Source organism: uncultured Algibacter sp. (assembly GCF_947490405.1).
Classification (GTDB): Bacteria; Bacteroidota; Bacteroidia; order Flavobacteriales; family Flavobacteriaceae; genus Algibacter_B.
Genome location: NZ_CANLGU010000001.1, coordinates 814,438 through 839,742, shown reverse-complemented (window position 1 = coordinate 839,742; position 25,305 = coordinate 814,438). Strand labels below are relative to the sequence as shown.

The window sequence follows — 25,305 nt, the reverse complement described above, 5'->3', positions numbered from 1 at the left end:
GTATATTTGTATCAATAAATTACATATTTAACAAACAATAATGCAATAATTGTATACATGAAAGACACTATTAAAGGATTTTTAGACCTTGTAAAAGAGAGAAATGGCCATGAACCAGAGTTTTTACAAGCCGTAGAGGAAGTTGCAGAAACTGTAATTCCTTATATCGTTCAACATGATATCTATTATGGAAAAAACATTCTTTTACGAATGGTTGAGCCAGAACGGTTAATTTCATTTAGAGTATGTTGGGTTGATGATAGCGGAGAAATTCAAGTAAACAGAGGGTATAGAATTCAAATGAATTCTGCGATAGGACCTTATAAAGGGGGTTTGCGTTTCCACCCAACTGTTAATGCCAGTATTTTAAAGTTTTTGGCTTTCGAGCAAGTGTTTAAAAATTCTTTAACCACATTACCTATGGGTGGAGGAAAAGGAGGTAGTGACTTTGATCCAAAAGGAAAATCGGATAATGAGATTATGCGATTCTGTCATGCCTTTATGAGTGAATTATTTAGACATATTGGTCCAAATACTGATATTCCAGCAGGCGATATTGGGGTTGGGCAAAGAGAAATAGGGTTTCTTTTTGGTATGTATAGAAAAATGAGAAATGAATTTACTGGTGTTTTAACAGGTAAAGGTATGACATGGGGAGGCTCTTTAATAAGACCAGAAGCTACAGGTTACGGCACGGTTTATTTTGCAGAAAATATGCTTAAAACTAAAAATGATAATTTTAAAGGTAAAACAGTTGTTATTTCTGGTTCTGGAAATGTGGCTCAATATGCTGCAGAAAAGTCTCTTCAGTTAGGTGCTAAGGTAGTAACGCTTTCAGATTCTTCAGGTTATATTTTCGATGAGGATGGTATTGATGAAGAAAAATTAAAGTTTGTTATGCAACTTAAAAACGAAAAAAGGGGTAGGATTAGTGAATACGTTAAAGAATATCCCAATGCTAAATTTACTAAGGGTAAAACGCCATGGCATGAGATATGCGATATAGCATTGCCTTGTGCAACTCAAAATGAACTTCACGAGGATGACGCTAATGCGCTACTTAGTAACGGTTGTATTTGTGTTAGTGAAGGTGCTAATATGCCATCAACCAAAGAAGCAATTACAGCGTTTCACAAAGCTAAAATATTATTTGCACCAGGAAAAGCTTCTAATGCTGGAGGTGTGGCAACATCTGGTTTAGAAATGACTCAAAACTCACTGAGATATAAATGGACAAGAGAAGAAGTTGATAATAAATTAAAAGATATCATGGCAGATATTCATAAGTCTTGTATTGAATATGGTACAGAAGAAGATGGGTATATTGATTATGTAAAGGGCGCTAATATTGCAGGTTTTGTTAAAGTGGCAGATGCTATGTTGGCTCAAGGAATAGTATAAAAGTAAAAAGCTCTAATAATAAAAAAGCTTCCTAGAAATAGGAAGCTTTTTCGTTGTAACCTTATTATAAATAAAATATATAGATATATTTGAAAACAATTCATGAGCTACAGTAGAATAAATATAAATAATTTTGATGTTTTAAGAGTGCTTTTTGCATTTACGGTAGCTATAGCGCATTTGATAGAATTGAGTCAAGTAAAAACTTTTGAATCATATATCAAATTCTTTAACACACGCTTAGCAATAGATGGTTTTTTTGTTATTAGCGGGTTTTTAATAGCTAAGAGTTATGAAAATAGTAAGTCGTTAAAAAGCTACATTTTAAAGCGAGTTAAAAGAATCGTCCCAGCCTACACAGTAGTGGTTGTTTTTTGTGCTTTGTTTTTTTATGTTATATCCACAAATTCATTCAGTGATTATTTTTTTAATATCCAGTTTTGGAAGTACTTATTAGCTAATTTGACATTTCAGAATTATCTTGAGCCCTGTTTACCAGGGGTATTTGAAAACAATTTAATTTGTGCCGTTAATGGTGCATTATGGACTATTAAGGTAGAGGAGGGTTTCTATTTATTGCTGCCTTTGTTTTATTTTTTGATTAAATCAAAAAAAGTAAATATCAATATTTTGTATGTCCTAATATATTTGTCTTCAATTATTTATTTTAACTATTTCGTTTCAGTGGATATGTATAGAATTGCTAAACAGTTACCTGGTGCGCTAGCTTTTTTTACTGTAGGTATAGTTCTGTATAAGAATTTTAATTTTTTTATAAAATGGAAACATTATTTAATTATTCCATGCTTGTTAGTTTTTTATTTTGAACAATATATATTTAGCTTACATGTTTTCAAGCCAATGGCTTATGGGTTTATGGTTTTTTATTTAGCCTATAATTTTAGATGGTTAAATAATGTTTGTAAATATGGAGACATTACTTATGGGGTATATATTTATCATTTTCCTGTAGTTCAAGTATTTGTTTACTTCAATCTATTTAATAATTATAATCCTTATATGATTAGCGCAGTATTATTGTTGTTGGTGGTATTATTAGCAGTATTTTCATGGCATTATCTGGAATTAAGATTTTTATCTGAGAGTAGAAAGGAAAGGCAAAGACAATTATTATCGGGCTAGTTTTATTATAAATTAAATATACCTTTCTATAATATTTTAAAAATTAATTCATTATATATAAATATATTTGAATCATAATAAGGTTGTTTTGAAAAAATTAATAGTCACTCTTTTTTTTTTATGTTCTTTAACACTGTTTTCACAGGACTTCTCACAATTTTGGGAGGGGCATTTTTCGTACTACAACGTTAAGCAAGTAGTTAAAGGTAATAACAAGATATATGCAGCAGCAGAAAATGCTATTTTTACAATAGATACTCAGACAAATGCTATTGAGACAATTACTACTATTCAGGGTTTATCAGGAGAAACAATATCCACAATATTCTATAGTGAAATATATGAATTATTAGTAATAGGTTATGAAAATGGGCTACTAGAGATTGTTTTTGATAATGATGAAGACATCTTAACCATTGTTGATATTATTGATAAACCAACAATTCAGTCTTCAAATAAAAAAATCAATCATATTTATCCAAATGAAAATACAATCTATCTCTCTACTAACTTTGGTATATCAGTTTTTGATTTGGAACGTTTAGAGTTTAATGACACTTATTTTATAGGTAATGGAGGTACACAAATTCCTGTTAATCAAACAACCATTTTTAATGGTTTTATATATGCTGCTTGTTTTGAAGGAAATGGAATAAGAAAGGCAGAGGTAAATAATCCTAATTTAATCGATTTTAACAATTGGCAACCTATAACACTTGGTGATTTTATTGGAATAGAAGCTAATAGTAATAGGTTATACGCAACTAGAACTAATAGAGTAATTTATGATGTTGTAAATGATGCTTTAATTCCGTTATTTACCTATGATAATTTACCTGTAGAAATAAAATCGGTTGAAAACAATTTAGTTGTAACAACTAGTAATGATATTTTTATTTATGATGAAAGCTTTAATTTATCAGTACAAGCGACTAATTCATTAGATACGCAATTTAACTCTGCCTACATTGATGCTGAAGCTATTTATGCTGGCTCTAGAAATTTTGGTGTATTAAAATCAACAATAAATACTCCAGATATGTTTGAAGAAATTCGTCCAGGAGGACCATTACGAAATGATTTGTTTTCAATAGAATATTTTGATAATAAATTGTGGGGTGTTTCTGGAGGATATAACTTGTTTTACAACTTTATAGGAGGAGATAGAGTAAGAACAGGAATAAGTAGGATGATTGATAATGAATGGGTAAACATTCCTTATGATTCTATAGCTGGTCAAATAGAAAACCCATTTTATTTGGCTCATATTGCGATAAACCCAACAAATTCTGATCAGGTTTTTGTTAGTTCGTATTTTAAGGGACTAATTGAGTTTAATAATGATGAGATTGTTAATTTATTTGATGAAGATAATAGCACAATTACACCATTTGCAGCAGATTTAAACCTTACAGCAACAAGTATTTTTGATTCAGATGGCACATTATGGTTAATGAACGGACGTGTCGAAAAACCTTTGAATAAATTCCAAAATGAATCTTGGACTTCTTTCGATTTAGCTCAAGCAATAAATTTTCCTGAAGAATTGGGATATAGTAATATAGTTATAGATAGAAATTCAGGAGTAAAATTTATAGGGACCTATACAAAGGGTATTGTTGGCTTTGATGAAAATAATGGAAGTCCTGTAATGAAGAGTATTGGAACACCAGAAGAGAATATGCCAACTGGTTTCGTAACAGCACTTGCATTAGATAACAGAAATCAATTATGGATTGGAACTTTTAGAGGATTACGTGTATTATTTAATACATCTAGTTTTTTTTCGGAAGATAATGTAGCTGTAGATGAAATAATAATTGAAGAGGATGGCATTGCTAAGGAGTTGCTTTTTGAGCAGTATATAACTGATATTGAAATTGATGGGTCTAATAATAAATGGATTGGAACTTCAGATTCTGGATTATTTTATCTATCTCCAAATGGGCAAAATACAATATTTCACTTTACAAAAGATAATTCGCCTTTGCCTTCAAACAGTATAACAGATGTGTCTTTAGATAATGTTAATGGGGTGGTCTATATAGGTACTAGTAAAGGTCTACTCTCTTTTAATTCAGGAGGCTCTAGTGTTCTAGAAGATTTAAGTGCTGCCTTTGCTTATCCAAACCCTGTAAGACCAGGTTTTAATATAGTAGATGATAAAGTAAAAATTAAAGATATTTCAGAAAACGTAAATATTAAAATCACTGATATTGAAGGGAATCTAGTAGCAGAGGCGCAGTCTAGAATAAATCAAAGATACCGGGGTTATAATTTAGAAATAGACGGAGGTACTGCCTATTGGAATGGTAAGAATTTAGCAAATAATGTCGTTTCATCTGGAGTATACTTAGTCATGCTTTCAGACTTAGATACTTTCGAGACCAAAGTTTTAAAATTAATGGTGGTTAGATAATGCTTATTACTACAAAAGTCATTGTTCTCTCTAAATTAAAATATAAAGACAACGATTTAATTGTAAAATGTTATACCCAAGAAATGGGTATCGTTAGTTTTTTACTTAGAGGAATCTTTAAAAGTAAAAAAGGTAATTCCAAAGCTGTTTATTTTCAATTACTTTCACAATTACAACTTGAGTATACATACAAGAACAATAGGTCTCTACAAAGCATAAAAGACACCAAGCTTAATTATTTGTATACCTCGGTACATTCAAATATTTTAAAAGGAGCTATAACAATGTTTTTATCAGAAGTGTTAACTAATGTACTTCAAGAAGAAGAACAGAATCAAACCCTTTATGCCTATTTAGAAAGTACATTTTTATGGCTTGATTCAGAGTCTGAATGTGCCAATTTTCACTTATTATTTCTTCTAAAACTTACTAAGTATTTGGGTTTTTATCCAGATATAAATAATATTGAGTTTCCGTTTTTCAATCTGTATGAAGGGAGATTTGAGTATAATTCAACCAATAAGTACGCTATTACTGGTGAAAATTTAACGCTTTTAAAAACCTTATTAGGCACAACATTTGATGCTTTACCTAATATAAAAATAAATGTTAGGCAAAGACAATCTTTTTTAAGTATGATTTTGCTTTATTTTGAACTACATTTGGGAAGTTTTAAAACCCCTAAATCATTACAAGTACTTAATCAAGTTTTTAGTTAAAACAATGAAGTCGCCTTATCTTACTTTCTTCTTTATACTTGTGGCTATTTTTATGAGGGCTCAAAACATAAAAGTTCTTAATAAGGCAACAAAAGAACCTATTTTTGGAGTGGCAATATACAATGTAGATAAATCTAGAAGTGTAGTAACCAATTTTAGAGGAGAGGCTGATTTAAGTGAATTTAAAGAAACAGAAATAATTTATTTCAAACATTTGTCTCATGTTTTAAAATTTCTAAAAAAAGCAGAAATAAGAACATCAAAAAAAGTCTATTTGGTATCAAATACTCAAGGTTTAGGTGAGATTGTAATTTCTGCTTCAAAATTTCAGCAGAACAGAAAAGATATCCCACAAAAAATTGTAAGTACTGATGCTAAAACAATTCTATTTTCAAACCCTCAAACTAGTGCGGATTTATTAGAAAATACTGGGCAAGTTTATGTCCAAAAAAGCCAATTAGGAGGGGGAAGCCCTATGATAAGAGGATTTTCAACAAATAGATTGTTAATAACTGTTGATGGAGTTAGAATGAATAATGCCATCTTCAGAGGAGGAAATCTTCAAAACGTTATATCTATTGATCCTTTTTCTATTCAAAATACAGAAGTAACCTTAGGCTCAGGGTCTGTAATATATGGTAGTGATGCTATTGGAGGCGTAATGAGTTTTTATACCCATAAACCTAAATTGTCGTATACTGATTCTTTGATGTTTAGTTCAAATGCTTTAGTAAGATATGCTTCGGCTAGTAACGAAAAAACAGCGCATTTTAATTTTAATTTAGGATATAAAAAATGGGCTTTCATAACAAGTGCAAGTTATACAGATTTTGATGATTTAAGAATGGGAAAGCATGGTCCAGAAGATTATTTAAGACCTGAATTTGTTTTAACAACAACTAGTGGTGATGTGATAGTGGAAAATAGTAATCCTCTAGTACAAAGATATTCTGGTTATAATCAATTAAATGTAATGCAGAAAGTGCATTATGAACATTATGAAGATTTAAGTTTTGATTTAGGATTATTTTATACAACAACTTCTGATATTCCAAGATATGACAGACTAATTCGTTATCGAGGTGGTGAATTACGTTCTGCTGAATGGAATTACGGACCACAGCAATGGTTTATGTCTAACTTACAAATAACTAAGCTAAGTAGTAAATCAAATTTATATAATAAGATAAAAGCGACATTAGCTTATCAAAACTTTAAGGAAAGTAGAAATGATAGAGATTTTCAATCAACTACAAGAAATATTCGGGAAGAAACAGTCGATGCATTCTCTTTTAATTTAGATTTAGAAAAGCGGTTATCAGCTAAAACACAGTTTTATTATGGTGCAGAATATGTTTACAATAAAGTTAGCTCTTCAGGAATAGAAGAAAATATATCTAATAGTACTAGAACTCAAACTGTTTCTAGGTATCCAGATGGTTCAAATTGGCAATCTATTGCAGCCTATTCAAGTATTAAATATAAGCCTAACCCAAAGTTTGTATTTCAATCTGGTTTAAGATTTAATTATGTAGCTTCGGAAGCTAATTTTACTGAAAACAATACGTATTTAAATTTGCCTTTTGAATATACGAAAAACGAATCTGAGGCATTAACAGGTACTGCAGGCATTAGTTGGTCTCCTAATCCAATTATACAATGGAAACTGAATGCTTCATCTGCTTTCAGAGCTCCTAATATTGATGATATTGGAAAGGTGTTTGATTCTGAACCTGGCTCCGTAGTTGTTCCAAATGAAGATTTAAGACCAGAGTATGCTTATGGAGGAGAAATAGGTTTAAAACTAAATTTTGATGATAAATTGGTGTTAGATATGAACACTTATTACACCTATTTAGATAATGCCCTAGTTAGAAGAGATTACAATTTGAATGGTGAAAGGGAAATAATTTATGACAATGAGTTAAGTAATGTACAAGCTATACAAAATGCTTCTAAAGCTTGGATTTATGGATTTGAAGTTGGATTGAAACTGGCTATTACAAATCAACTTGATTTCACTTCTCAATATTCTGTAATAGGAGGTACTGAAGAAGCTGGAGATATAGAAGTACCAATTAGACATGTAGCACCAAATTTTGGAAACACGCACCTAATTTGGAATTCTAAGCATTTAAAATTAGATTTATTTGCTAATTATAATGGGGAGTTATCTCATAATCAATTAGCCCCATCTGAAGTTGAAAAGGATTTTATATACGCTTTAGATGCAAATGGAGATCCGTTTAGTCCATCGTGGTATACTCTAAATTTTAGAACTCAATATCAAATCGATAACTCTACTACAGTTACTGCAAGTCTTGAGAATATTACAAACCAACGTTATAAAACGTATTCGTCAGGTATTGCTGCGCCAGGGAGGAATCTTATCTTATCGTTAAAGTATAGTTTATAAAAAAAGCCCTAAAATAATTAGAGCTTTTTTTAAATTTCGTTTCAAATTATTTTTTGAATGCTTTTTTAGTTATGGTTAATCCATTTATTAGTTCAACTTTTGCAATGTAAATAGAACTGCTCAATCTCGATAAGTTATAAGTTTCAGAGTTACTGTTTCCTTTTAAATTGTAAAGTTCTCTTCCTAATAAATCATATATCGTAACTGTTTTTATTGTGTTAGATGTAGTGAATTTAACTCGGTCACCTTCTAATTCAATAATCTTTAATGCTTCTGAGTCTTTAATGATATCTTCAGTAGATAATATACTAGCATTGAATACAATTTCAAAACGATCATTAAATTCACCATCTTCAGAAGTAAATACATAATCTGAATCAGATAGATTATGTAACGTGCTAAGTAAATTGTCTTTCAAGAAGACAGAATTATTTGTTAAGAAGTCGCCCTCAATTTGGGCAATAGAAATTTTATATTCTGTATTTGTGTTTATTGTGGAACTGAATCCAAGATTAATAATTTCGTTTTCGTTAATACTATTTGTACTCTTTCCTTGAATTACATATTTTTTATCATCAGAATCCATTGAAGAATATAAAATCGCAGCATAATCTTGATTAACAATTTTAGGAGCATCGTAAGATAAACCATCGTTACCATTAGTAGCACCATCAACATAAGCAACCAATATTTGACTAAACACTCCGTTATTTGTAGTTAAGTCAATCCATAATCTGTTAGCTATATTATTAGCTTTTGATTTCTTAGAGCCTTTAAAAAATTGTGTGTTGCTAGTGCCGTCTGCCATTCGCATGTCATTTGTAAACGTAACAGAGTTATTATCTAAACCTGCAATGAAGAAACCTTGAGCAGAAGGTATGTATTGATTGGGAATAACTCCAGATCCTCCAGGGGTACCGCTACCCGCTGTTCCACCAGAGCCTACGGTATAAATGGCATAATCATTTTTACTGAAGTTACTTTGTTGATTACCAGGATTAGATTCAGCTGGAGGAGTTGCTTGAGACCAAAAGTAAGCAGCTCCAGCAACAACTGTATTATTCGCTGCATGAAAGGCATCGAAATCTAAAGCTGATGGGTAAGGGTTGCCTATAAAGTTCCAGCTTGCAATTGCATTACCAGGTACATTTGATATTCCAACAGATACGTCACCAGTATTAAAGGCGCCTTCAAACGATGCGGTGCCTACACCTCCTGGGAAAAATCGAGATTCTGTTACAGCATAACCAACTCCAGGAGCCATTGTCTCACCAGTTAAGGCAGCTTGCCACGCGTTATCATTGTCATCAAGATCATCACCATCATTGTCTAAAAAATTAGCAGCTATGAATTTAAAGCGTCTATCTCCATCGACATCAGGGAAAACACTACCAATTGTTTCGCTAGTAACTGGTGAACTCCAATAAGTGTAAAAAAACCAATCCGCTTTAGGCGCAGTTTGTTTATTTACTCTAGAAGTACCATTATTTGTGAATATTCCTGCGTCATCATTTTGTACAAAATTACCTTGGGTTTCAACAGTAATGGTTCCATTAATAGTTACATCGTGTTCTACTTCGGCAAATGAGCCATTACCTATCGTGAGTGTTGCACCAGTATCAACAGTTAAACTGCAAGCAGTAATATCTCCAGCGCTTGTGTTATAATTGGTATTTATAATTACACTTTTAGTTAAATCATTAGGTAAACCGTTAGACCACGTTCCATTCCAAGTAGTAGTTGATATACATTTAGAACAAGTAAAACCACCGCAGGTTGATAAAGCTGGTCTATTTATTGCGTTTGTACCAATCCAGTTACTTAAATCACCAATAGCAGCAAGTATATTCGGCTCGTATAAAACTACTGAACAATTATAACTATAGTTGTCATTATTACCTGGGTAAATTGCTGTTACTCCATCGATTAAACTTGGAGGTAAAGCAGTTGTGTTTGTATTGGTTGCTTCAGACCAGCCAAAATTATGACCATAATTCATGCCATATATAAGGGTTGGAGTAGCTAAAGATCCCTGGTATGCAAATAATTGATCCCCAGATTCCGACAAAGCAAAACCAGCATCTGTTTCAGACGCTAATCCAGTTGTTGCAGAATAAATATTAGATCCTAAATCTGTAATAATAATTTCAGTTCCACAACTTAAATCAGCTGTGGCAGACCAAGTAATAACACCCTCATTGTTTCCACCATTACCCGGTGTGTTAAAAACTCCAGCAGATTGCCAACCATGATCAGTAAAATTTATTTGTGTACCATTTAGGATATCTGCTAAAAGCACAAAAGAAAATTCATCAGGATTATCAGAATTAACACCGGTTATGGCGATATCTCCTTCCGATAAAGTTGTCTGCCCATAACTAAAGCCAAAAGCCAAAAGCAGTATTAATATTAAAGTAATCTTTTTCATAATCGTTAAGTTTAAAAAATCTAAGATTTGGTTTTTATAAATTTTTATTCAAAATGTTAAATTAACATTGCTATTTTTGATGCTTATGCACTCAAAAAAAACATATACAGTACAAGAAGCTACTAGAAAACTAGAGCATTATTGTGCGTATCAAGAACGTTGCCATCAAGAAGTTCGAAAAAAGTTAGAGTCATTACACATGATACCTGATGCTATCGATGTAATAATAGTCCATCTTTTGGAACATAACTTTCTTAATGAAGAACGTTTTGCCAAAACATTTGTAAGCGGTAAGTTTAAAATTAAGGCTTGGGGCCGACGTCGATTAACTTATGAATTAAAGAAAAAAGACATCAGCAAAGTTAATATAAATCAAGCACTTGCAGAAATAGATAATACGGAGTACATCGAGGTTTTCAACGATTTAGCCGAAAAAAAGTCGAATTTGATTACAGAAACTAATATCTATAAAAAAAAGAGAAAATTAATCGATTATCTGTTGTATAGAGGCTGGGAAACGCATCTGGTGTACGAAAAAGCAAAGGAACTTTTCGGGTAAAACCATAAAAAGCGGATTAAGTGTATACACAATCCGCTTTTTTAATAAATATTGGTTGTAAAGTTTACAGATTGAAACTTGCTCCTAAATTTATAGTAAATTGGTTGTGCAATGTTTCAGCAGCAGTTAATTTATCACTCTTATATTTGGCAAATGGTACATTCAATTCTGTATATATACCAAAACCATCAGTAAAAAAGTAGCGTGCTCCTAAATGTCCACCAAAGTTTTTAAGTCCAAGACTTAAACCTGGATAAAGATCAAAATTGTCACTAACATTAATAACATTTCCTAAATTAGCGTTAAAACGAGCTCTAATATCAAAACGGCTATCAAAACCTGCATTTAAATCATCATTGTCATTGTCTTTCAAGGCATCATCAACACCTAAAAGGTAGGTAGAAGATAATCCTATAGAAATATTTTCACCAATACCATAATCATAGCTAACATTAATTCCTGAGGCATTATCTTGAAAATTAGCACCAACTTGAAATTTGTTATCGTTCTTTCCAATAAAAGCCTGTGCATTAACTAATGAAACGCTTAGTATGGTTAATAAAAAAAGTAAATTCTTCATGATTTGAGTTTTAAATTTAAGTGGGCAAATATATCACAAGTTTTTTAAAATCAAAGATTCCTTTATAGATGTTTGTGGGTTTTAATTATAGCTTGTTCGTTTTTCCAATCGATCCATTTTTGTCCTTTGATATGGCGCATTACATTATCAAAATTTCGCATAATAAATATATTATAAAGTGCCTTGCTAAAGTTTTTTGGATTTCTAGCCATTGCACGTAAACTCATAGAAAAACCAGGTGTTACATAACGCATATAATGCCAGTAACCTTCTGGCATATACAATACCTCGCCATGATTTAATTCTGTTTTATAACCTTTAGCTTTTTTAAGCATAGGCCATGTTTTAAAATCTGGATTTTTAAAATCTATATCTTCTCTTGTAATTAGTGAATGCGGAATTTTATAAAGGTAGTTATTCTGTTTTTGGTCAAATAAAATACACTCTTTTTTACCTTCAAAATGAAAATGAAAAATATTCGCCAAATCAATATCATAGTGCATAAACGTGTGTGAATCCTGTCCGCCAAAAAACAGCATGGGTATCCCTTTCATGAGGCGCAAACCAAAATCAGGAAATGTAAAATCGTTTTGTAATTGAGGGATTTCTTTTAAAGCATTCCAAAGAAAAATTCTGTATTTAGTAGGCTCACGCTTTAACAAATCTACATAATCACTAAGTTTCATTTCAGCGTGCGGTTCATTAAAACCATCTTTATAGTCAACGGGTCTATCGTCGTAAAGCGGTACAGTTAAATCGCCACCAACCGCTTTCATATAGTCTAGATTCCATTTAGTGTAAGCAGGCCAATCTTCAATAAAGCGTTCTATAACCACAGGCTTTTGTGGTTTAAAATAGTGTTTTAAAAAATCCGTTTTGGTAATGCTTTTTACCCGTGGAATATCTTGAAGGTTCAACGAAAAATGTGTTTAGTTTGATGTTGTAAAGTTAAAAAAACGTAACAAATCTAGAAATAGTATTTTGGGCGTTACCCACAAGGGGTCGGGCTTTACGTTCCAAGTCCTCGCTGCGTTGCACTTCGCTGTGGGCTTTCCTCTGCAATCCCTAACGCATACCTTACCCATAAGGCAATGCATAAAAATTAAATAAATTTACTTAATCGCCTTGGCCTTTGCTTTAGCAACTTCATTACGTTCGATAGTATGCTCTGGTCTTGTCCATTTTGGTTTTTCTCCTAAGGCTTCAAACTCAGAGTCTTTAGCTTCTACAGTTTGCGGTTGTACCTTTTTAGTAAATGGTTTTTGTGGATTGAGTCCAAGCATTTTAAACATTTCCATATCCTCATTCACATCAGGATTTGGCGTAGTTAGTAGTTTATCGCCAGCAAAAATAGAATTAGCTCCAGCAAAAAAGCACATGGCTTGCCCTTCTCTACTCATTTGTGTTCTACCCGCACTCAAGCGCACTTGTGTTTCGGGCATTACTATTCTTGTAGTTGCTACCATACGCACCATATCCCAAATAGAAACGGGTTTTTGGTCTTCTAAGGGGGTGCCTTCAACAGCTACTAATGCATTTATAGGGGTAGATTCTGGTTGTGGATTAAGTGTGGATAATGCCACTAACATTCCAGCTCTATCTTCAATATTTTCTCCCATACCAATAATACCACCGCTACACACAGTTACGTTGGTTTTACGCACATTATCAATAGTGTCTAATCTATCTTGATACCCTCTTGTTGAAATCACTTCTTTATAATATTCTTCAGAAGAATCTAAATTATGATTGTATGCATATAACCCTGCTTCAGCTAAACGTTTTGCTTGATTTTCGGTTACCATACCTAGTGTACAACACACTTCCATGTCAAGTTTATTAATGGTTCTTACCATTTCTAACACTTGGTCAAATTCCTCGCCATCTTTTACATTACGCCATGCGGCACCCATACATACACGAGAGCTTCCTGTAGATTTTGCACGTAATGCTTGAGCCTTAACTTGCTGAACAGACATTAAATCGTTCCCTTCAATATCAGTATGGTAACGTGCTGCTTGCGGACAATAGCCACAATCTTCAGAGCAACCTCCTGTTTTTATAGATAACAGTGTAGATACTTGTACTGTATTTGGGTCATGATTTATTCTATGAACCGTTGCTGCTTCATAAAGCAGTTCCATAAACGGTTTGTTGTAAATATCTAGAATTTCTTGTTTGGTCCAGTTATGTTTGGTCGCGCTCATAAATCTATCAGTTAGTTAATATCAAAAATAGTAATTAAAAGATGAAATGTTTAGTTTTTATTTAATAATATAGAAACCGCATTACCTCCAAAACCCACAGCATTTACCATGACATTTTTTATGGGTTTTGATGCTTTTTGAGGTTTTAAATAAGGGATGTTAATACATTTTTGATTTTGTATTATTAAGGTTGCAAGTTCTAAGCTTAAAGCACCAGAAGCTCCAAATGTGTGGCCAATTTTCCATTTGTTAGATGTTAAAATTGGCATTTTATCTTTAAAGAGTTTTTGTATTGCTTTATATTCTGAAACATCGCCTTTTACTGTTCCTGGGGCATGCATTACTATAACATCAACAGCATCTGGATTTAAATTGCCCAAAGCCATTTTCATTGATTTTTGAAAACATTTGGCATCACTTGAAATGGATATATTGTGTTTTAAAATTTCAGTTGCATATCCAAATCCTTTTATAGTAGCTAATGCGTTTTTGGTTGCTCCTTTTTCTAAGCAAATCATGCTTGCACCTTCTCCCAAAATCATGGTATTTTTGGTTTTGTTTAAATCTAGAGCGCGACATGGAAAGTCGCCTTTTTCTTTTGAATAGATTTTTAAGGCTTGCATTTGTGCAATGGTAAAGGGTGTTAAAGGCGCTTCGCTACCGCCCACTAAAAATTTATCACACATGCCTGAGTTAATCCATGCGATACCGTTTAATACAGAATGTAATGCTGTAGAACAGGTTATAGAATGGCTAATTTCTGGACCTTGGGTTTGCAAATCGTGTGCTACCCAAGAGGAAATATTCCCTAAAGTAGTGGTTGGAGAACTTAGGGTTTCTGCTTTATGATTCTCTATAAAAGATTGATGATAGGTTTCAAACAAGCCTGTGGCACCACGTGACGAACCGATGTTTATACCAAAATTGTCTGAAGCATTCCAATGGGCTTGTTTTACCGCTCGCCTTGAGGCGTATATGGCGTACAATACGGTGTCATCTAGAGATTTGTATTTACTATCTGAATGTCGTAATGCTTCTATCTCTTGTTTTGTTCCATTAGAAATTTGAGATACAAGTACAGGTTTACCTAACACCTCTTTTTCTGAAATATGGTGTTTGCCGTTTTGGTAACTATTCCATATATCTTCATGGGTTGTACCAAGTGAGGATATAGATGAAATGGCTGTAATGGAGATTGGTTTATTCATGGTTGTTATGATGCTGTCCGGATTACTATCAGGATTGTTTTCAGCATCTCATCGTATAGCGTTATAATCTGAAAAATAAATTCAATTTACATTAAGTGTGCAAATTTAGTGTATTGATTTAAATTGCTGTTGTATTTACAAATACTTTTACAGATGTGTTATAGTTTATTTTAGCACTGGCTATAGCAGGAAGGTGCGTTAGGGATTGAACGGTATGTTGGAGCTCCTCGCAGAGAGCGACTAGTGAAAGCCCGACCCCTTGTGGGTAACGCTCTAGATAATATCTAAAGCATGCTCAATAACTTGATAAACTTTTTGTAATTCGGTATCTGAAATCACGTATGGTACTTGTATATAAATGGTATTACCGAGGGGTCTTAAAAACACGCCTCTATCCATAAAGAATTTTAGAAGTTTATCGCGTAAATCGCCATAACGTTCCATTTTTGTATCTATATCTAAGGCAAAAATAACACCTAAATGCCTTGTGCTATTAACCTTTGGATGGTTTTTGATATGTTTTTCGAACTTTTTATGGGCTTGTATTATTCTTTCTATATTGGTTTGTATTTCTTTTGAGGTTAAAAGCTCAATACCTGCAATGGCAGTAGCACAGGCCACAGGATTAGCAGAATAGGTGTGGCAGTGAAAAAAGCCTTTGGACATCTCGTTACTTAAAAAACCTTGATATATGTCTTGGGTGCAAGATGTAATAGCCATAGGCAGTAAACCTGCCGTAAGCGCTTTACTTAAACAAATGATATCTGGTTTAGTGTCAATATAATCTGAAGCAAAGTTTTTGCCTGTTTTTCCAAAGCCTGTCATGACTTCATCTGCAATAGTAAGCACGTTTTTAGATTTACAGTATTTTAAAATGGTATGTAAACCGTTGCTGTTATGAATCTTCATGCCTGCAGCACCTTGAATTAAGGGTTCGTAGATAAAACCTGCTATTTTGAAATCTGAAATATATTGCTCTAAAAGTGAAATTATATCTTGATGATTTGCACCGTTTGGTGTGGGAATACGGAGTACATTAATTAAAAAGTCTTCAAAAGGGCCATTATATACAGAAAGCCCAGAAACACTCATAGCACCAAAAGTGTCTCCATGAAACCCGTTTTCAAAAGCTATAAATGTAGAGCGTTTTTCACCTTTATTAAAATAGTATTGTAATGCCATTTTAATAGCAGCTTCTACGGCTGTAGAACCGTTATCGTTAAAGTAAATTTTACTTTGATTTTTAGGAAGTATCTTAATGAGTTTTTCGGATAATTTTATAGCTGGCTCATGTGTGAAATCGCTAAACATTACGTGGTCTAGTTGCTGCATCTGTTTATGGGTAGCTTCAATAATATAATCATTACAATGCCCATACATACAGGTGTACCATGATGCTATTGCATCAATATATTCGTTACCATCTTCATCTGTTAAAATGCAACCTTTAGCTTTTATTATAGCTAAACTATCTGGGTTTAATTGATGTTGTTTTAGTGGATGCCACAGGTGTTTTTTATCGCGTTCTTGTAAACTCATATATTTTTGTTATTCCTACGGAGGCAGGAATCTATTATTTTATTATCTTTTTTCTGGATTCCTGTTTTTACAGGAATGACAGGCTTCATCAAAGCTTATCATAGAATTTTTTTGCATACTCTTTAACCACATTTTTATCAAAATAAGGCTCTTCATTAATTCTTCCAATTACTGGAACTTGTGTCATTTTTTTTATGATGTCTTCCGTTGATTTGTGTTCGTTTCCGCCAAAAAGAATAGACACATTAAACCCTTTTTCTTTTAAAGTATTTACAGTTAAGAGGGTGTGGTTGATACTGCCTAAATAATGTCGAGATACTACAATTACTTTATAATCTGGCTGTATTAAATCTAGAATGGTGTTTTTGTTATTTAAAGGAACAAGTAAACCACCAGCGCCTTCAATAACCAAATGGTTTTTGGTTATTGGTGCTTTAATGGCTTTAATGTCAATCTCGATACCGTCTATATCTGCTGCACCATGGGGGCTCATAGGCGTGTTTAACGCATAAGCATTAGGATGAAATTTAGATTTAGTATTTGATACTAAGCGCTCTACTTTTTTAGTATCGCAGTTGTCTAGATCTCCAGCTTGTACAGGTTTCCAATAATCGGCTTCTAAAGCTTCGGTTATAATGGCAGATGCTACTGTTTTGCCTACATCGGTTGAGATTCCTGTGATGAAATATGTTGTCATTTTAAATCGAATTCGGTTTTACAATCTTCACACCTGTATTTATGTCTTGTATAAAATGGAAGTGCAGAAAATAATACGCCAAAAATAAACCAGAATAATGATTTAGCATCTTTTATTGTTGAAAATAACTCGATATGTTGTCCTTGACAATTAGGACAATTTATGGTATTTCCGTCATCGTCTATTGAATATTTATTTATAGAATCTAAAATATGTTGCGCCTTTAAAGCATCAGCTGATAGTACCTTAAGTTTTACACCACCAATAGCGTTGCTTACCAGTGGATCTGTATCTATAGTTAAATTATCACTTAGAAACACTTGAATACCTTCAGCCTCTAAACGTCCTTTTATAATTTGCGCTTCTGTGGAGTATTGAAATCTAGCAATGGTTTTAAATGTGTTGCTCATATATTTATTAAAGTGGCCAGTTGTTGTAATACATTAGATATATTATTTTCTGAATTAAAACTATGTAAACAAAAACGTAAACGCTCTTGTCCTTCAGGAACTGTAGGAGAAAGTATAGGTTTAACATCAAAACCACTATTCTGAAGTTTTTCTGAAATAGATTTCACTTTATCATTCCCAGAAATAATACAACAATGAATGGCAGAATTTGATGCAATAAAAATAGTTTCAAGCTTATTTCTTTTTATTTCAGCTTTAAAGTGGTTAATGTTGTTGCGTAGTTTAGTAATATTCTTAGTGTCTTGTAATGTATTATAAGCTGTGTTTATGGTTGCTAAACTATGTGGAGGTAATGCTGTAGTATAAATAAAACTACGTGAAAAATTAACGAGATATTGTTTTAGTTTTTTGCTTCCTAAAATAGCAGCACCGTGGCATCCCATAGCTTTTCCGAAAGTGATGATGCGTGCAAAAACTTCTTTTTCAAGTTTTAAATCTTGAATTATACCTGTGCCCCGTTCTCCAAAAACACCAATGGCATGTGCTTCATCTACCACTAAATGTGCCTTATGTTTATTGTTTATCTGCGATAGTTTTTTTAAATCGGGAGAATCGCCGTCCATAGAGAAAACAGATTCTGTTACAATGTAGATGATTGTTTCTTTTGGACTTCGACTGCGCTCAGTCTGACATTTTTTTTCTAAATCATCTAAATCATTATGCTTAAACTTATAAGCTTTGGCATTACTCATTGAAATGCCATCGCGAATGGAAGCATGAATATATTCGTCATACAAGATGACATCTCCACGTTGAGGTACACTAGAGAAAAAACCAATGTTGGCATCGTAACCCGAATTGAATATTAATGCACTTTCGCTATTATGAAATTTGCATAATTGCTGTTCTACAAGATGATATAAAGCATGGTTTCCAGAAAGCAACCGAGAACCTGTTGCGCCATTATTAGTAATATCATGGCCTTTTAAAAATTTGTGTGTATTATTAAAAATAGTTTTAGATTTTGAAAAACCTAAGTAATCATTTGATGAAAAATCTACCAAACTACTTTGTATTCCAAGTTGGCGTAAGGCATTATTCGCTTTGCGTGCTTCTAATTTGTCTTGTAGTTTTTTAGGTAGCATAAATCAAAGATAGTTAAGACCTGTCAGGTTTTCAAAACCTGATAGGTCTAATTGCGAAAATAAATTTTCAACGCATAAATTATTGTTTTTCGATAATTTATTATATATTTGTTATCGTTAAACAATAATAAAATGAAAAAACTAGCTTATTTTACATCGTTAATATTATTCTACTGCGTTGCATTTCTTCTGCTTTTTGTAATGATTTTTTCAATGCTATCCTATTTGGAATATAAATATGGAATACAAATTCCTTTTGTTGAGGTTATTGAGAATCGTGCGAAAGTGCATGTTCCCTTATTAGGTTTACGCATAAATGTTCCATTCAATTATGCCGTTCTTATCATGTGGACAGCTATGTCGTACTACATCATTTATTTTTATGCATTTAAAAATTTTCTAAAAGTATTTATTGAAAAAAAGGTGTTTGAAACGAAACCATTAAAACGATTACGCTTCTTCATGATATTAAATTTGGTGCCTTTAATTTATATTATAGTATTTACAGCTTCATTTTTATTACGAGGTGTGAGTATTCGTCTGGAAGATGATTATTTTATTGTGTTAGCACATTTAGTAATTGCATTTTTAATATATCTCTACTTAGATGTTTTGAAAAAAGGAAGGTATGTTCAAGAAGAGAATGATTTAACTATATAATAAGCATGTCTATAATCGTAAATCTTGATGTTATGCTTGCTAAGCGGCAAATGAAAAGCAAAGAGCTAGCTGAAATTATTGGTATAACCACAGCAAATATGTCTATTTTAAAATCAGGAAAAGCCAAAGCAGTTAGGTTTTCTACATTAGAGGCTATATGTAAAGCTTTAGATTGCCAACCTGCAGATATTTTAGAGTATGTTGAAGATTAAATTGTATTTTTGAGAACCGTTTTTAACTTTACATTTATTGCTATGAAATCATTTATCTTTTTTTTTCTGCTACTTGTTTCTTCTATTGGTTTTGCTCAAGATAACCATATTGTAAAAACCGATGATGGCAGGCGTGTATTACTAAAAGCAGATTTCACTTGGGAGTATATAGATGCTGAAGTGCCAAAGACAGATTCAGTAGCTACAACCGTATCAAAATCAAAAGAAGAAGGTCCTAACTGTAATCTACCACAAGATTATATAGAACCTAAACTAAACACAAAAATACAAGGGCAATTAAAGAAAGGGCGTGCTACTATAAATCATGTAAAAAAGAAAGTTGCTAAGGCATATAATTGTGATGTTGAAGATGTTGTGCTTTTATCCATTTCAGAACAAAAAGCAAAGGGTACGTATACGTTCTGTGTTAACGGAAAAGAAGCTACTTACAAACGTATTGGTACAACAATTATAAAAAAAGAAAAGCTTTTTTAATCAGAGTAGATAACTTTCTTAGTTTCTTTATAAACCTGCTTGTTAACCCATTTGTGGTACCCAGCTTTTCTTGCATCAAGTAAATCTATATCTAATTTTTCAGAAATTAGAAAGCCATTTTCCATTGCTTTTTCTGAATCATCCAAAGTCATTAAGTTTAAAATTTTATTCTTTTGATACCACATATTTATTTGGAAATAGCTGCCAGTTTTAAAAACTGAGATCTACTAAATCTTGCCACACTTCTTTATAATTAAAAAGACCAACTCTAAATTGATGTTGTATTTTATTGTTCTTGAAATTTAAATGTATACTATGGGATGCTATTGACATGAACGAAGAAAAAAATAATATTAGGAATAAAATAACTAAATATATTATGATTGTCCATTTTTCTGGATGATTTAAAAGGTCTTTATATCGATATAAATACATAACATAACTAAATAAACCAGCGTACAATAATGCTACTATAATTTTATTAATAAGAGGCTTATTGGGTTCGCTAATTATAAGGTCACTTTTAAACATTTAACAAATATAATAAAGAGCTTTAGTTCAAAAATTGAAGAAATCATATTACTTTTATACGCATGTACGCCCTAGTAGATTGTAACAATTTTTATGCGTCTTGTGAACGCGCTTTTAATCCTAATTTACGCAACAAACCCGTTGCTATTTTAAGTAATAACGATGGTTGCGTTATTTCTAGAAGTGACGAAGCTAAAGCCATTGGTTTACCTATGGGCGCACCTATTTTTAAGTGGGACAGCTTTTGTAAACTAAATGGAATAGAAGTATTATCTTCAAACTACCCATTGTATGGTGATATGAGTCATCGGGTTATGACGATTCTAGAGCAATACACGCCAGATGTTGAGGTATATAGTATAGACGAAGCTTTTCTAGAATTTAAAGGTTTTGAAAAGCATGATTTTGAAGACTATGGCAACCAAATGCGGCAGCGCATTTTAAAATGGACAGGTATTCCAACTAGCGTAGGTATTGCGCCAACAAAAGCATTAAGTAAAGTCGCTAACAAGGTAGCTCGAAAATTTCCAGAAGCAACAAAAGGCGTGTATGTAATTGACTCAGAAGAAAAACGTATTAAAGCCTTAAAATGGATTGATATTGAAGATGTTTGGGGTATTGGCCGTGGCTTACAAAAACGATTAAAAGCCAAAGGTTGTAAAAAAGCTTATGATTTTACACAACTTCCAGATCATTGGGTACGCAAAAACTTTACAATCACAGGCTGGAAACTCAAAAAAGATTTGGAAGGCATTTCAAAAATAAAATTAGACGAAGTAGAAGCAAAACGTGCCATAGCTACCACAAGAAGCTTCGAGTACACCTATTCTGATATCGATAATATAAAAGAACGCATTTCCACCTTTGCTACAAGTTGTGCCGAAAAATTACGCAAACAGGGTTCTAGTTGCCACATGATATATGTAACGTTGCAAAGCGACAGACATAAAAAAGATTTAGAGCAGCATCGTGCAAGTCGGGTAGTCAGTTTACCCTATCCCACAGATTCCAACCTAATTATTAGCCAGCAAGCTGTTAACGCCGTAAAAAGCATTTTCAAAGCCGGCATAAAGTACAAGCGCGCGGGCGTCATTGTTATGGGCTTGGTGCCAACCAATAACCACCAGTTACAAATGTTCGATACCGAAAACCCTAAGCACAAACCTTTAATGCACGCCATAGACGGTTTAAACTCCAAATACGCCAATAACAAAGTAAAACTAGCTAGCCAAGATCTAAAACGCACCTGGAAAATGCGTCAAGAACGCTTATCGCCACGTTACACAACCAATATTAATGATATTATAGTTGTTAAATAAACTAAGAATCTCAAAAAATTAAACTAATTTTAAGAACATAAAATAAGTATATGGGCGTTACCCACAAGGGGTCGGGCTTTCCGCTATATCTTTTTTGCAGAAAAAGCAAAAAAGGATGCCGCTGCAATCCCTAACGCACTTAACTGCCAACAAAATTCTATACCCAATGATATTGCATAAATCTAACAACCTAACCTTTTTCACTCCAAACCAAATAAATGGCTTAGGAGCTCCTTTTTTTGATACAGGAATTTCAGCAGGATTCCCATCACCAGCTGAGGATTTTAAAGAGCAACGTCTTTCCTTAGATAAGGAGCTTATAAAAAACAAAGAAGCTACATTCTTTGCACGTGTTAGCGGACAATCTATGATAGGCGCAGGATTAGACGATAACGATTTACTAGTAATAGATAGAAGTTTAGAGCCTACGCACAATAAAATAGCCGTTTGTTTTTTAGATGGCGAGTTTACCGTAAAACGCCTAAAAGTAAATAAAGAAGGTGTTTGGTTACAACCAGAAAACCCGCATTACCCAATTATAAAAATAACTGATGATAATGATTTTGTTATTTGGGGTATAGTAACAAATGTCATAAAAAAGGTATAAATATTAACCGTGAGTATTAGTTATAAAACAGCGGTTACAGATCAAGAATTACATCAAATTCTAGAGCTCCAACAAAAAAACATTCCAACTTCAATTTCAGAAGAAGAAAAACAAAAAGAAGGATTTGTTACCGTACACCATAGTTTTGAGTTACTTAAAAGCATGAATAGCAAATGTCCCCATATTATTGCTACCAGCAATAATAATGTAGTAGGTTATGCATTATCAATGGTAAAAGATTTTAAAGAAGATATAGATGTTTTAAAACCTATGTTTACAAAAATTGAGGCAAACATACCAAGTACTTTAAAATACATTGTAATGGGTCAAATATGTATTGATAAAGCATTTAGAAAAAAAGGAATTTTTAGAGGGATGTATAGCAAAATGAGGGATGAGATAAAACAAGAGTATAATGCTATTATAACAGAGGTAGATGAAACTAATCTACGATCACTTAATGCGCATTATGCAATTGGATTTAAAGTGCTCATCTCGTACCATTCTAATAATCAAGATTGGGAAATTTTAAAATGGGACATAAAAGATTCCTATTAATAGTTTTATTGAAAATACTAATAGAAACAATTAAAAAATATAATTAGCTAAAGTGAGTAACTACTATTTTTATTAATTACAATTAGTGCAGCATAAAACATTAGAGTAAAAAAAAGCCTGTGAAATTAATTTCACAGGCTTTTTTTATTTCAATATAATATTAATCAGCTAAAACAATAGCTTTATTGTCTTTCATTTCAAGAGTTCCAGAATTTATCTTTAATAAGGTGTCGCCGTTGTCACCTTTTGTGAATTTATCCTGTACCTCTTCATCCAATTCTATAGTTCCAGAAATCTTTACAAATCCATCTTTTAGAATCGATACAATGGGTGCATGGTTGTTTAACATTTGAAATTCACCGTTAACACCAGGAACAGAAACACTAGTTACTTCGCCGCTAAATAATGTTGCTTCAGGTGATACAATTTCTAAATACATATTCTTTAGTTGTTTGTTGTTAGTTATTTGTTATTGGTGTTTTTTTGATAACCCTAAACTAATAACTAGTAACCAATTTAAGCTTCAGCTAACATTTTCTCTCCTGCCTCTATAGCCTCTTCAATAGTTCCTTTAAGGTTAAATGCTGCTTCTGGTAAGTGATCTAATTCACCATCCATAATCATATTAAAACCTTTAATAGTTTCTTTAATATCTACTAATACTCCTGGTATACCTGTAAACTGTTCGGCAACATGGAATGGTTGAGATAAGAAACGTTGTACACGTCTTGCTCTACCTACAGCCATTTTATCTTCCTCAGATAATTCTTCCATACCAAGGATAGCAATAATATCTTGTAATTCTTTGTAGCGTTGTAAAAGCTCTTTTACGCGTTGCGCACAATCGTAATGATCTGCACCTAAAATATCAGCAGTTAGAATTCTTGAAGTAGAATCTAGTGGATCTACTGCAGGATAAATACCTAACTCAGCAATTTTACGAGATAATACAGTTGTAGCATCTAAGTGAGCAAAGGTTGTTGCAGGAGCAGGATCCGTTAAATCATCCGCAGGTACGTAAACCGCTTGTACAGATGTAATAGAACCTCTTTTAGTTGAAGTAATACGCTCTTGCATTGCACCCATCTCTGTTGCTAATGTTGGTTGATAACCTACCGCAGAAGGCATACGACCAAGTAGTGCAGATACCTCAGATCCAGCTTGTGTAAAACGGAAAATGTTATCTACGAAGAAAAGTACATCTTTCCCTTGTCCTTCACCAGCACCATCACGGAAATACTCAGCAATTGTTAAACCTGATAATGCAACACGTGCACGTGCTCCAGGAGGTTCATTCATTTGTCCGAATACAAAAGTTGCTTTTGATTCTTTCATTTTAGATTTATCAACTTTAGATAAATCCCATCCGCCTTCTTCCATAGAATGCATGAAGTCATCTCCGTAACGGATAATACCAGATTCTAACATCTCTCTTAAAAGGTCATTTCCTTCACGAGTTCTTTCACCTACACCAGCAAATACTGATAAACCACCGTGACCTTTTGCTATATTGTTAATCAACTCTTGAATTAATACTGTTTTACCTACACCAGCACCACCAAATAAACCAATTTTACCACCTTTTGCATAAGGCTCAATCAAATCGATTACTTTAATACCTGTAAATAAAACTTCAGTAGACGTCGATAAATCTTCAAATTTTGGTGCCTGACGGTGAATTGGTAAACCTGCTTCTCCAGCTTTAGGTAAATCTCCAAGACCATCAATAGCATCTCCAATTACATTAAATAAGCGTCCGTAAACATCATCACCAATTGGCATTTGTATAGGAGCGCCAGTAGCAGCAACTTCTGTACCTCTACTTAAACCATCTGATGAATCCATTGCAATAGTACGTACAGTATCTTCTCCAATATGAGATTGTACTTCTAGTACTAAAATAGAACCATCTGGTCTGTTAATTTCTAATGAATCGTAAATTTTTGGAAGTTCTGATCCAGCAGCGAATTCAACATCGATAACTGGTCCTACAATTTGTGCAACTTTACCTGTAACTTTAGACATTACTTATTTGTTTAATATTATGCGACT

Annotated in this window: 24 protein-coding genes; 12 read left to right on the top strand and 12 right to left on the bottom strand. The window is 32.9% G+C overall.

What is annotated here, in order from left to right:
• Positions 1 to 57: 57 nt before the first annotated feature.
• The 5 genes from gdhA (at position 58) to Q0772_RS03480 (ending at position 8,098) form a co-directional block, all read left to right on the top strand.
• Positions 58 to 1,401 (top strand): NADP-specific glutamate dehydrogenase, encoded by a 1,344-nt coding sequence (gene gdhA / locus Q0772_RS03500; protein WP_298340414.1) that lies wholly within the window; start codon positions 58 to 60, stop codon positions 1,399 to 1,401.
• 102 nt (positions 1,402 to 1,503) lie between these two features.
• On the top strand, positions 1,504 to 2,544 hold the full coding sequence (locus tag Q0772_RS03495) for an acyltransferase (protein WP_298340412.1): 1,041 nt from the start codon (positions 1,504 to 1,506) through the stop codon (positions 2,542 to 2,544).
• Between the two features lie 88 nt (positions 2,545 to 2,632).
• Positions 2,633 to 4,963 carry a two-component regulator propeller domain-containing protein gene (locus Q0772_RS03490; protein ID WP_298340410.1) on the top strand — a complete coding sequence of 777 codons (2,331 nt, stop codon included), beginning with the start codon at positions 2,633 to 2,635 and terminating at the stop codon, positions 4,961 to 4,963.
• Positions 4,963 to 5,682 carry a DNA repair protein RecO gene (gene recO, locus Q0772_RS03485; protein ID WP_298340408.1) on the top strand — a complete coding sequence of 240 codons (720 nt, stop codon included), beginning with the start codon at positions 4,963 to 4,965 and terminating at the stop codon, positions 5,680 to 5,682. The genes Q0772_RS03490 and recO overlap by 1 nt, the downstream gene beginning before the upstream one ends.
• Positions 5,683 to 5,686: 4 nt before the next feature.
• Positions 5,687 to 8,098 (top strand): TonB-dependent receptor, encoded by a 2,412-nt coding sequence (locus Q0772_RS03480; RefSeq protein WP_298340405.1) that lies wholly within the window; start codon positions 5,687 to 5,689, stop codon positions 8,096 to 8,098.
• A gap of 46 nt (positions 8,099 to 8,144) precedes the next feature.
• Here Q0772_RS03480 and Q0772_RS03475 read toward each other — a convergent pair whose 3' ends face one another.
• Positions 8,145 to 10,526, bottom strand: coding sequence for a T9SS type A sorting domain-containing protein (locus Q0772_RS03475; RefSeq protein ID WP_298340403.1), 2,382 nt, complete (start codon positions 10,524 to 10,526; stop codon positions 8,145 to 8,147).
• Positions 10,527 to 10,611: 85 nt separating this feature from the next.
• Between Q0772_RS03475 and Q0772_RS03470 the strand changes: the two genes are divergently transcribed.
• Positions 10,612 to 11,085: a regulatory protein RecX gene (locus Q0772_RS03470; RefSeq protein WP_298340401.1), complete on the top strand. Its 474-nt coding sequence runs from the start codon at positions 10,612 to 10,614 to the stop codon at positions 11,083 to 11,085.
• 64 nt (positions 11,086 to 11,149) lie between these two features.
• Here Q0772_RS03470 and Q0772_RS03465 read toward each other — a convergent pair whose 3' ends face one another.
• The 8 genes from Q0772_RS03465 to Q0772_RS03430 all read right to left on the bottom strand — a co-directional run bounded on the left by Q0772_RS03465 (position 11,150) and on the right by Q0772_RS03430 (position 18,871).
• Positions 11,150 to 11,665, bottom strand: coding sequence for a DUF6646 family protein (locus Q0772_RS03465; protein ID WP_298340399.1), 516 nt, complete (start codon positions 11,663 to 11,665; stop codon positions 11,150 to 11,152).
• Between the two features lie 62 nt (positions 11,666 to 11,727).
• Positions 11,728 to 12,582, bottom strand: coding sequence for a cupin-like domain-containing protein (locus Q0772_RS03460; RefSeq protein ID WP_298340397.1), 855 nt, complete (start codon positions 12,580 to 12,582; stop codon positions 11,728 to 11,730).
• A gap of 195 nt (positions 12,583 to 12,777) precedes the next feature.
• A complete protein-coding gene (bioB, locus tag Q0772_RS03455) occupies positions 12,778 to 13,872 on the bottom strand; it encodes a biotin synthase BioB (protein WP_298340395.1) in 1,095 nt (364 codons plus the stop codon).
• Positions 13,873 to 13,922: 50 nt separating this feature from the next.
• Positions 13,923 to 15,080, bottom strand: coding sequence for a beta-ketoacyl synthase N-terminal-like domain-containing protein (locus Q0772_RS03450; protein ID WP_298340393.1), 1,158 nt, complete (start codon positions 15,078 to 15,080; stop codon positions 13,923 to 13,925).
• 273 nt (positions 15,081 to 15,353) lie between these two features.
• Positions 15,354 to 16,619 carry an adenosylmethionine--8-amino-7-oxononanoate transaminase gene (gene bioA / locus Q0772_RS03445; protein ID WP_298340391.1) on the bottom strand — a complete coding sequence of 422 codons (1,266 nt, stop codon included), beginning with the start codon at positions 16,617 to 16,619 and terminating at the stop codon, positions 15,354 to 15,356.
• 88 nt (positions 16,620 to 16,707) lie between these two features.
• The gene (bioD, locus tag Q0772_RS03440) at positions 16,708 to 17,316 is read right to left on the bottom strand and encodes a dethiobiotin synthase (RefSeq protein ID WP_298340389.1); all 609 of its coding nucleotides are present in this window, start codon (positions 17,314 to 17,316) and stop codon (positions 16,708 to 16,710) included.
• On the bottom strand, positions 17,313 to 17,726 hold the full coding sequence (locus Q0772_RS03435; RefSeq protein WP_298340387.1) for a DUF2007 domain-containing protein: 414 nt from the start codon (positions 17,724 to 17,726) through the stop codon (positions 17,313 to 17,315). The genes bioD and Q0772_RS03435 overlap by 4 nt, the downstream gene beginning before the upstream one ends.
• A complete protein-coding gene (locus Q0772_RS03430) occupies positions 17,723 to 18,871 on the bottom strand; it encodes a pyridoxal phosphate-dependent aminotransferase family protein (RefSeq protein ID WP_298340385.1) in 1,149 nt (382 codons plus the stop codon). The genes Q0772_RS03435 and Q0772_RS03430 overlap by 4 nt, the downstream gene beginning before the upstream one ends.
• Before the next feature lie 132 nt (positions 18,872 to 19,003).
• Between Q0772_RS03430 and Q0772_RS03425 the strand changes: the two genes are divergently transcribed.
• Genes Q0772_RS03425 through Q0772_RS03415 form a run of 3 tightly spaced genes read left to right on the top strand, consistent with a single transcriptional unit; the run spans position 19,004 to position 20,238 of the window.
• Positions 19,004 to 19,531 carry a DUF2975 domain-containing protein gene (locus Q0772_RS03425; RefSeq protein WP_298340383.1) on the top strand — a complete coding sequence of 176 codons (528 nt, stop codon included), beginning with the start codon at positions 19,004 to 19,006 and terminating at the stop codon, positions 19,529 to 19,531.
• A 5-nt stretch (positions 19,532 to 19,536) separates the two neighbouring features.
• A complete protein-coding gene (locus Q0772_RS03420; protein ID WP_298340381.1) occupies positions 19,537 to 19,743 on the top strand; it encodes a helix-turn-helix transcriptional regulator in 207 nt (68 codons plus the stop codon).
• Between the two features lie 42 nt (positions 19,744 to 19,785).
• Positions 19,786 to 20,238, top strand: a complete 453-nt coding sequence (locus Q0772_RS03415) for a DUF3157 family protein (protein ID WP_298340379.1) — start codon at positions 19,786 to 19,788, stop codon at positions 20,236 to 20,238.
• On the opposite strand, the gene Q0772_RS03410 is transcribed toward Q0772_RS03415, so the two are convergent.
• On the bottom strand, positions 20,235 to 20,423 hold the full coding sequence (locus tag Q0772_RS03410; protein WP_298340378.1) for a hypothetical protein: 189 nt from the start codon (positions 20,421 to 20,423) through the stop codon (positions 20,235 to 20,237). The genes Q0772_RS03415 and Q0772_RS03410 overlap by 4 nt on opposite strands.
• A 408-nt stretch (positions 20,424 to 20,831) precedes the next feature.
• Here Q0772_RS03410 and Q0772_RS03405 point away from each other — a divergent pair, with 408 nt between their 5' ends.
• From Q0772_RS03405 to Q0772_RS03395, 3 genes are all read left to right on the top strand, one after another.
• Positions 20,832 to 22,088, top strand: a complete 1,257-nt coding sequence (locus Q0772_RS03405; protein ID WP_298340376.1) for a Y-family DNA polymerase — start codon at positions 20,832 to 20,834, stop codon at positions 22,086 to 22,088.
• A gap of 166 nt (positions 22,089 to 22,254) precedes the next feature.
• The gene (gene umuD, locus Q0772_RS03400) at positions 22,255 to 22,695 is read left to right on the top strand and encodes a translesion error-prone DNA polymerase V autoproteolytic subunit (RefSeq protein WP_298340374.1); all 441 of its coding nucleotides are present in this window, start codon (positions 22,255 to 22,257) and stop codon (positions 22,693 to 22,695) included.
• 9 nt (positions 22,696 to 22,704) lie between these two features.
• A complete protein-coding gene (locus Q0772_RS03395; RefSeq protein WP_298340372.1) occupies positions 22,705 to 23,253 on the top strand; it encodes a GNAT family N-acetyltransferase in 549 nt (182 codons plus the stop codon).
• Between the two features lie 160 nt (positions 23,254 to 23,413).
• Here Q0772_RS03395 and Q0772_RS03390 read toward each other — a convergent pair whose 3' ends face one another.
• Complete coding sequence (locus Q0772_RS03390) at positions 23,414 to 23,692, bottom strand: F0F1 ATP synthase subunit epsilon (RefSeq protein ID WP_298340370.1); 279 nt, start codon at positions 23,690 to 23,692, stop codon at positions 23,414 to 23,416.
• 77 nt (positions 23,693 to 23,769) lie between these two features.
• Entirely contained in the window at positions 23,770 to 25,278 is a 1,509-nt protein-coding gene (gene atpD / locus Q0772_RS03385; protein ID WP_298340368.1) for a F0F1 ATP synthase subunit beta, read from the bottom strand.
• Positions 25,279 to 25,305 lie beyond the last annotated feature (27 nt).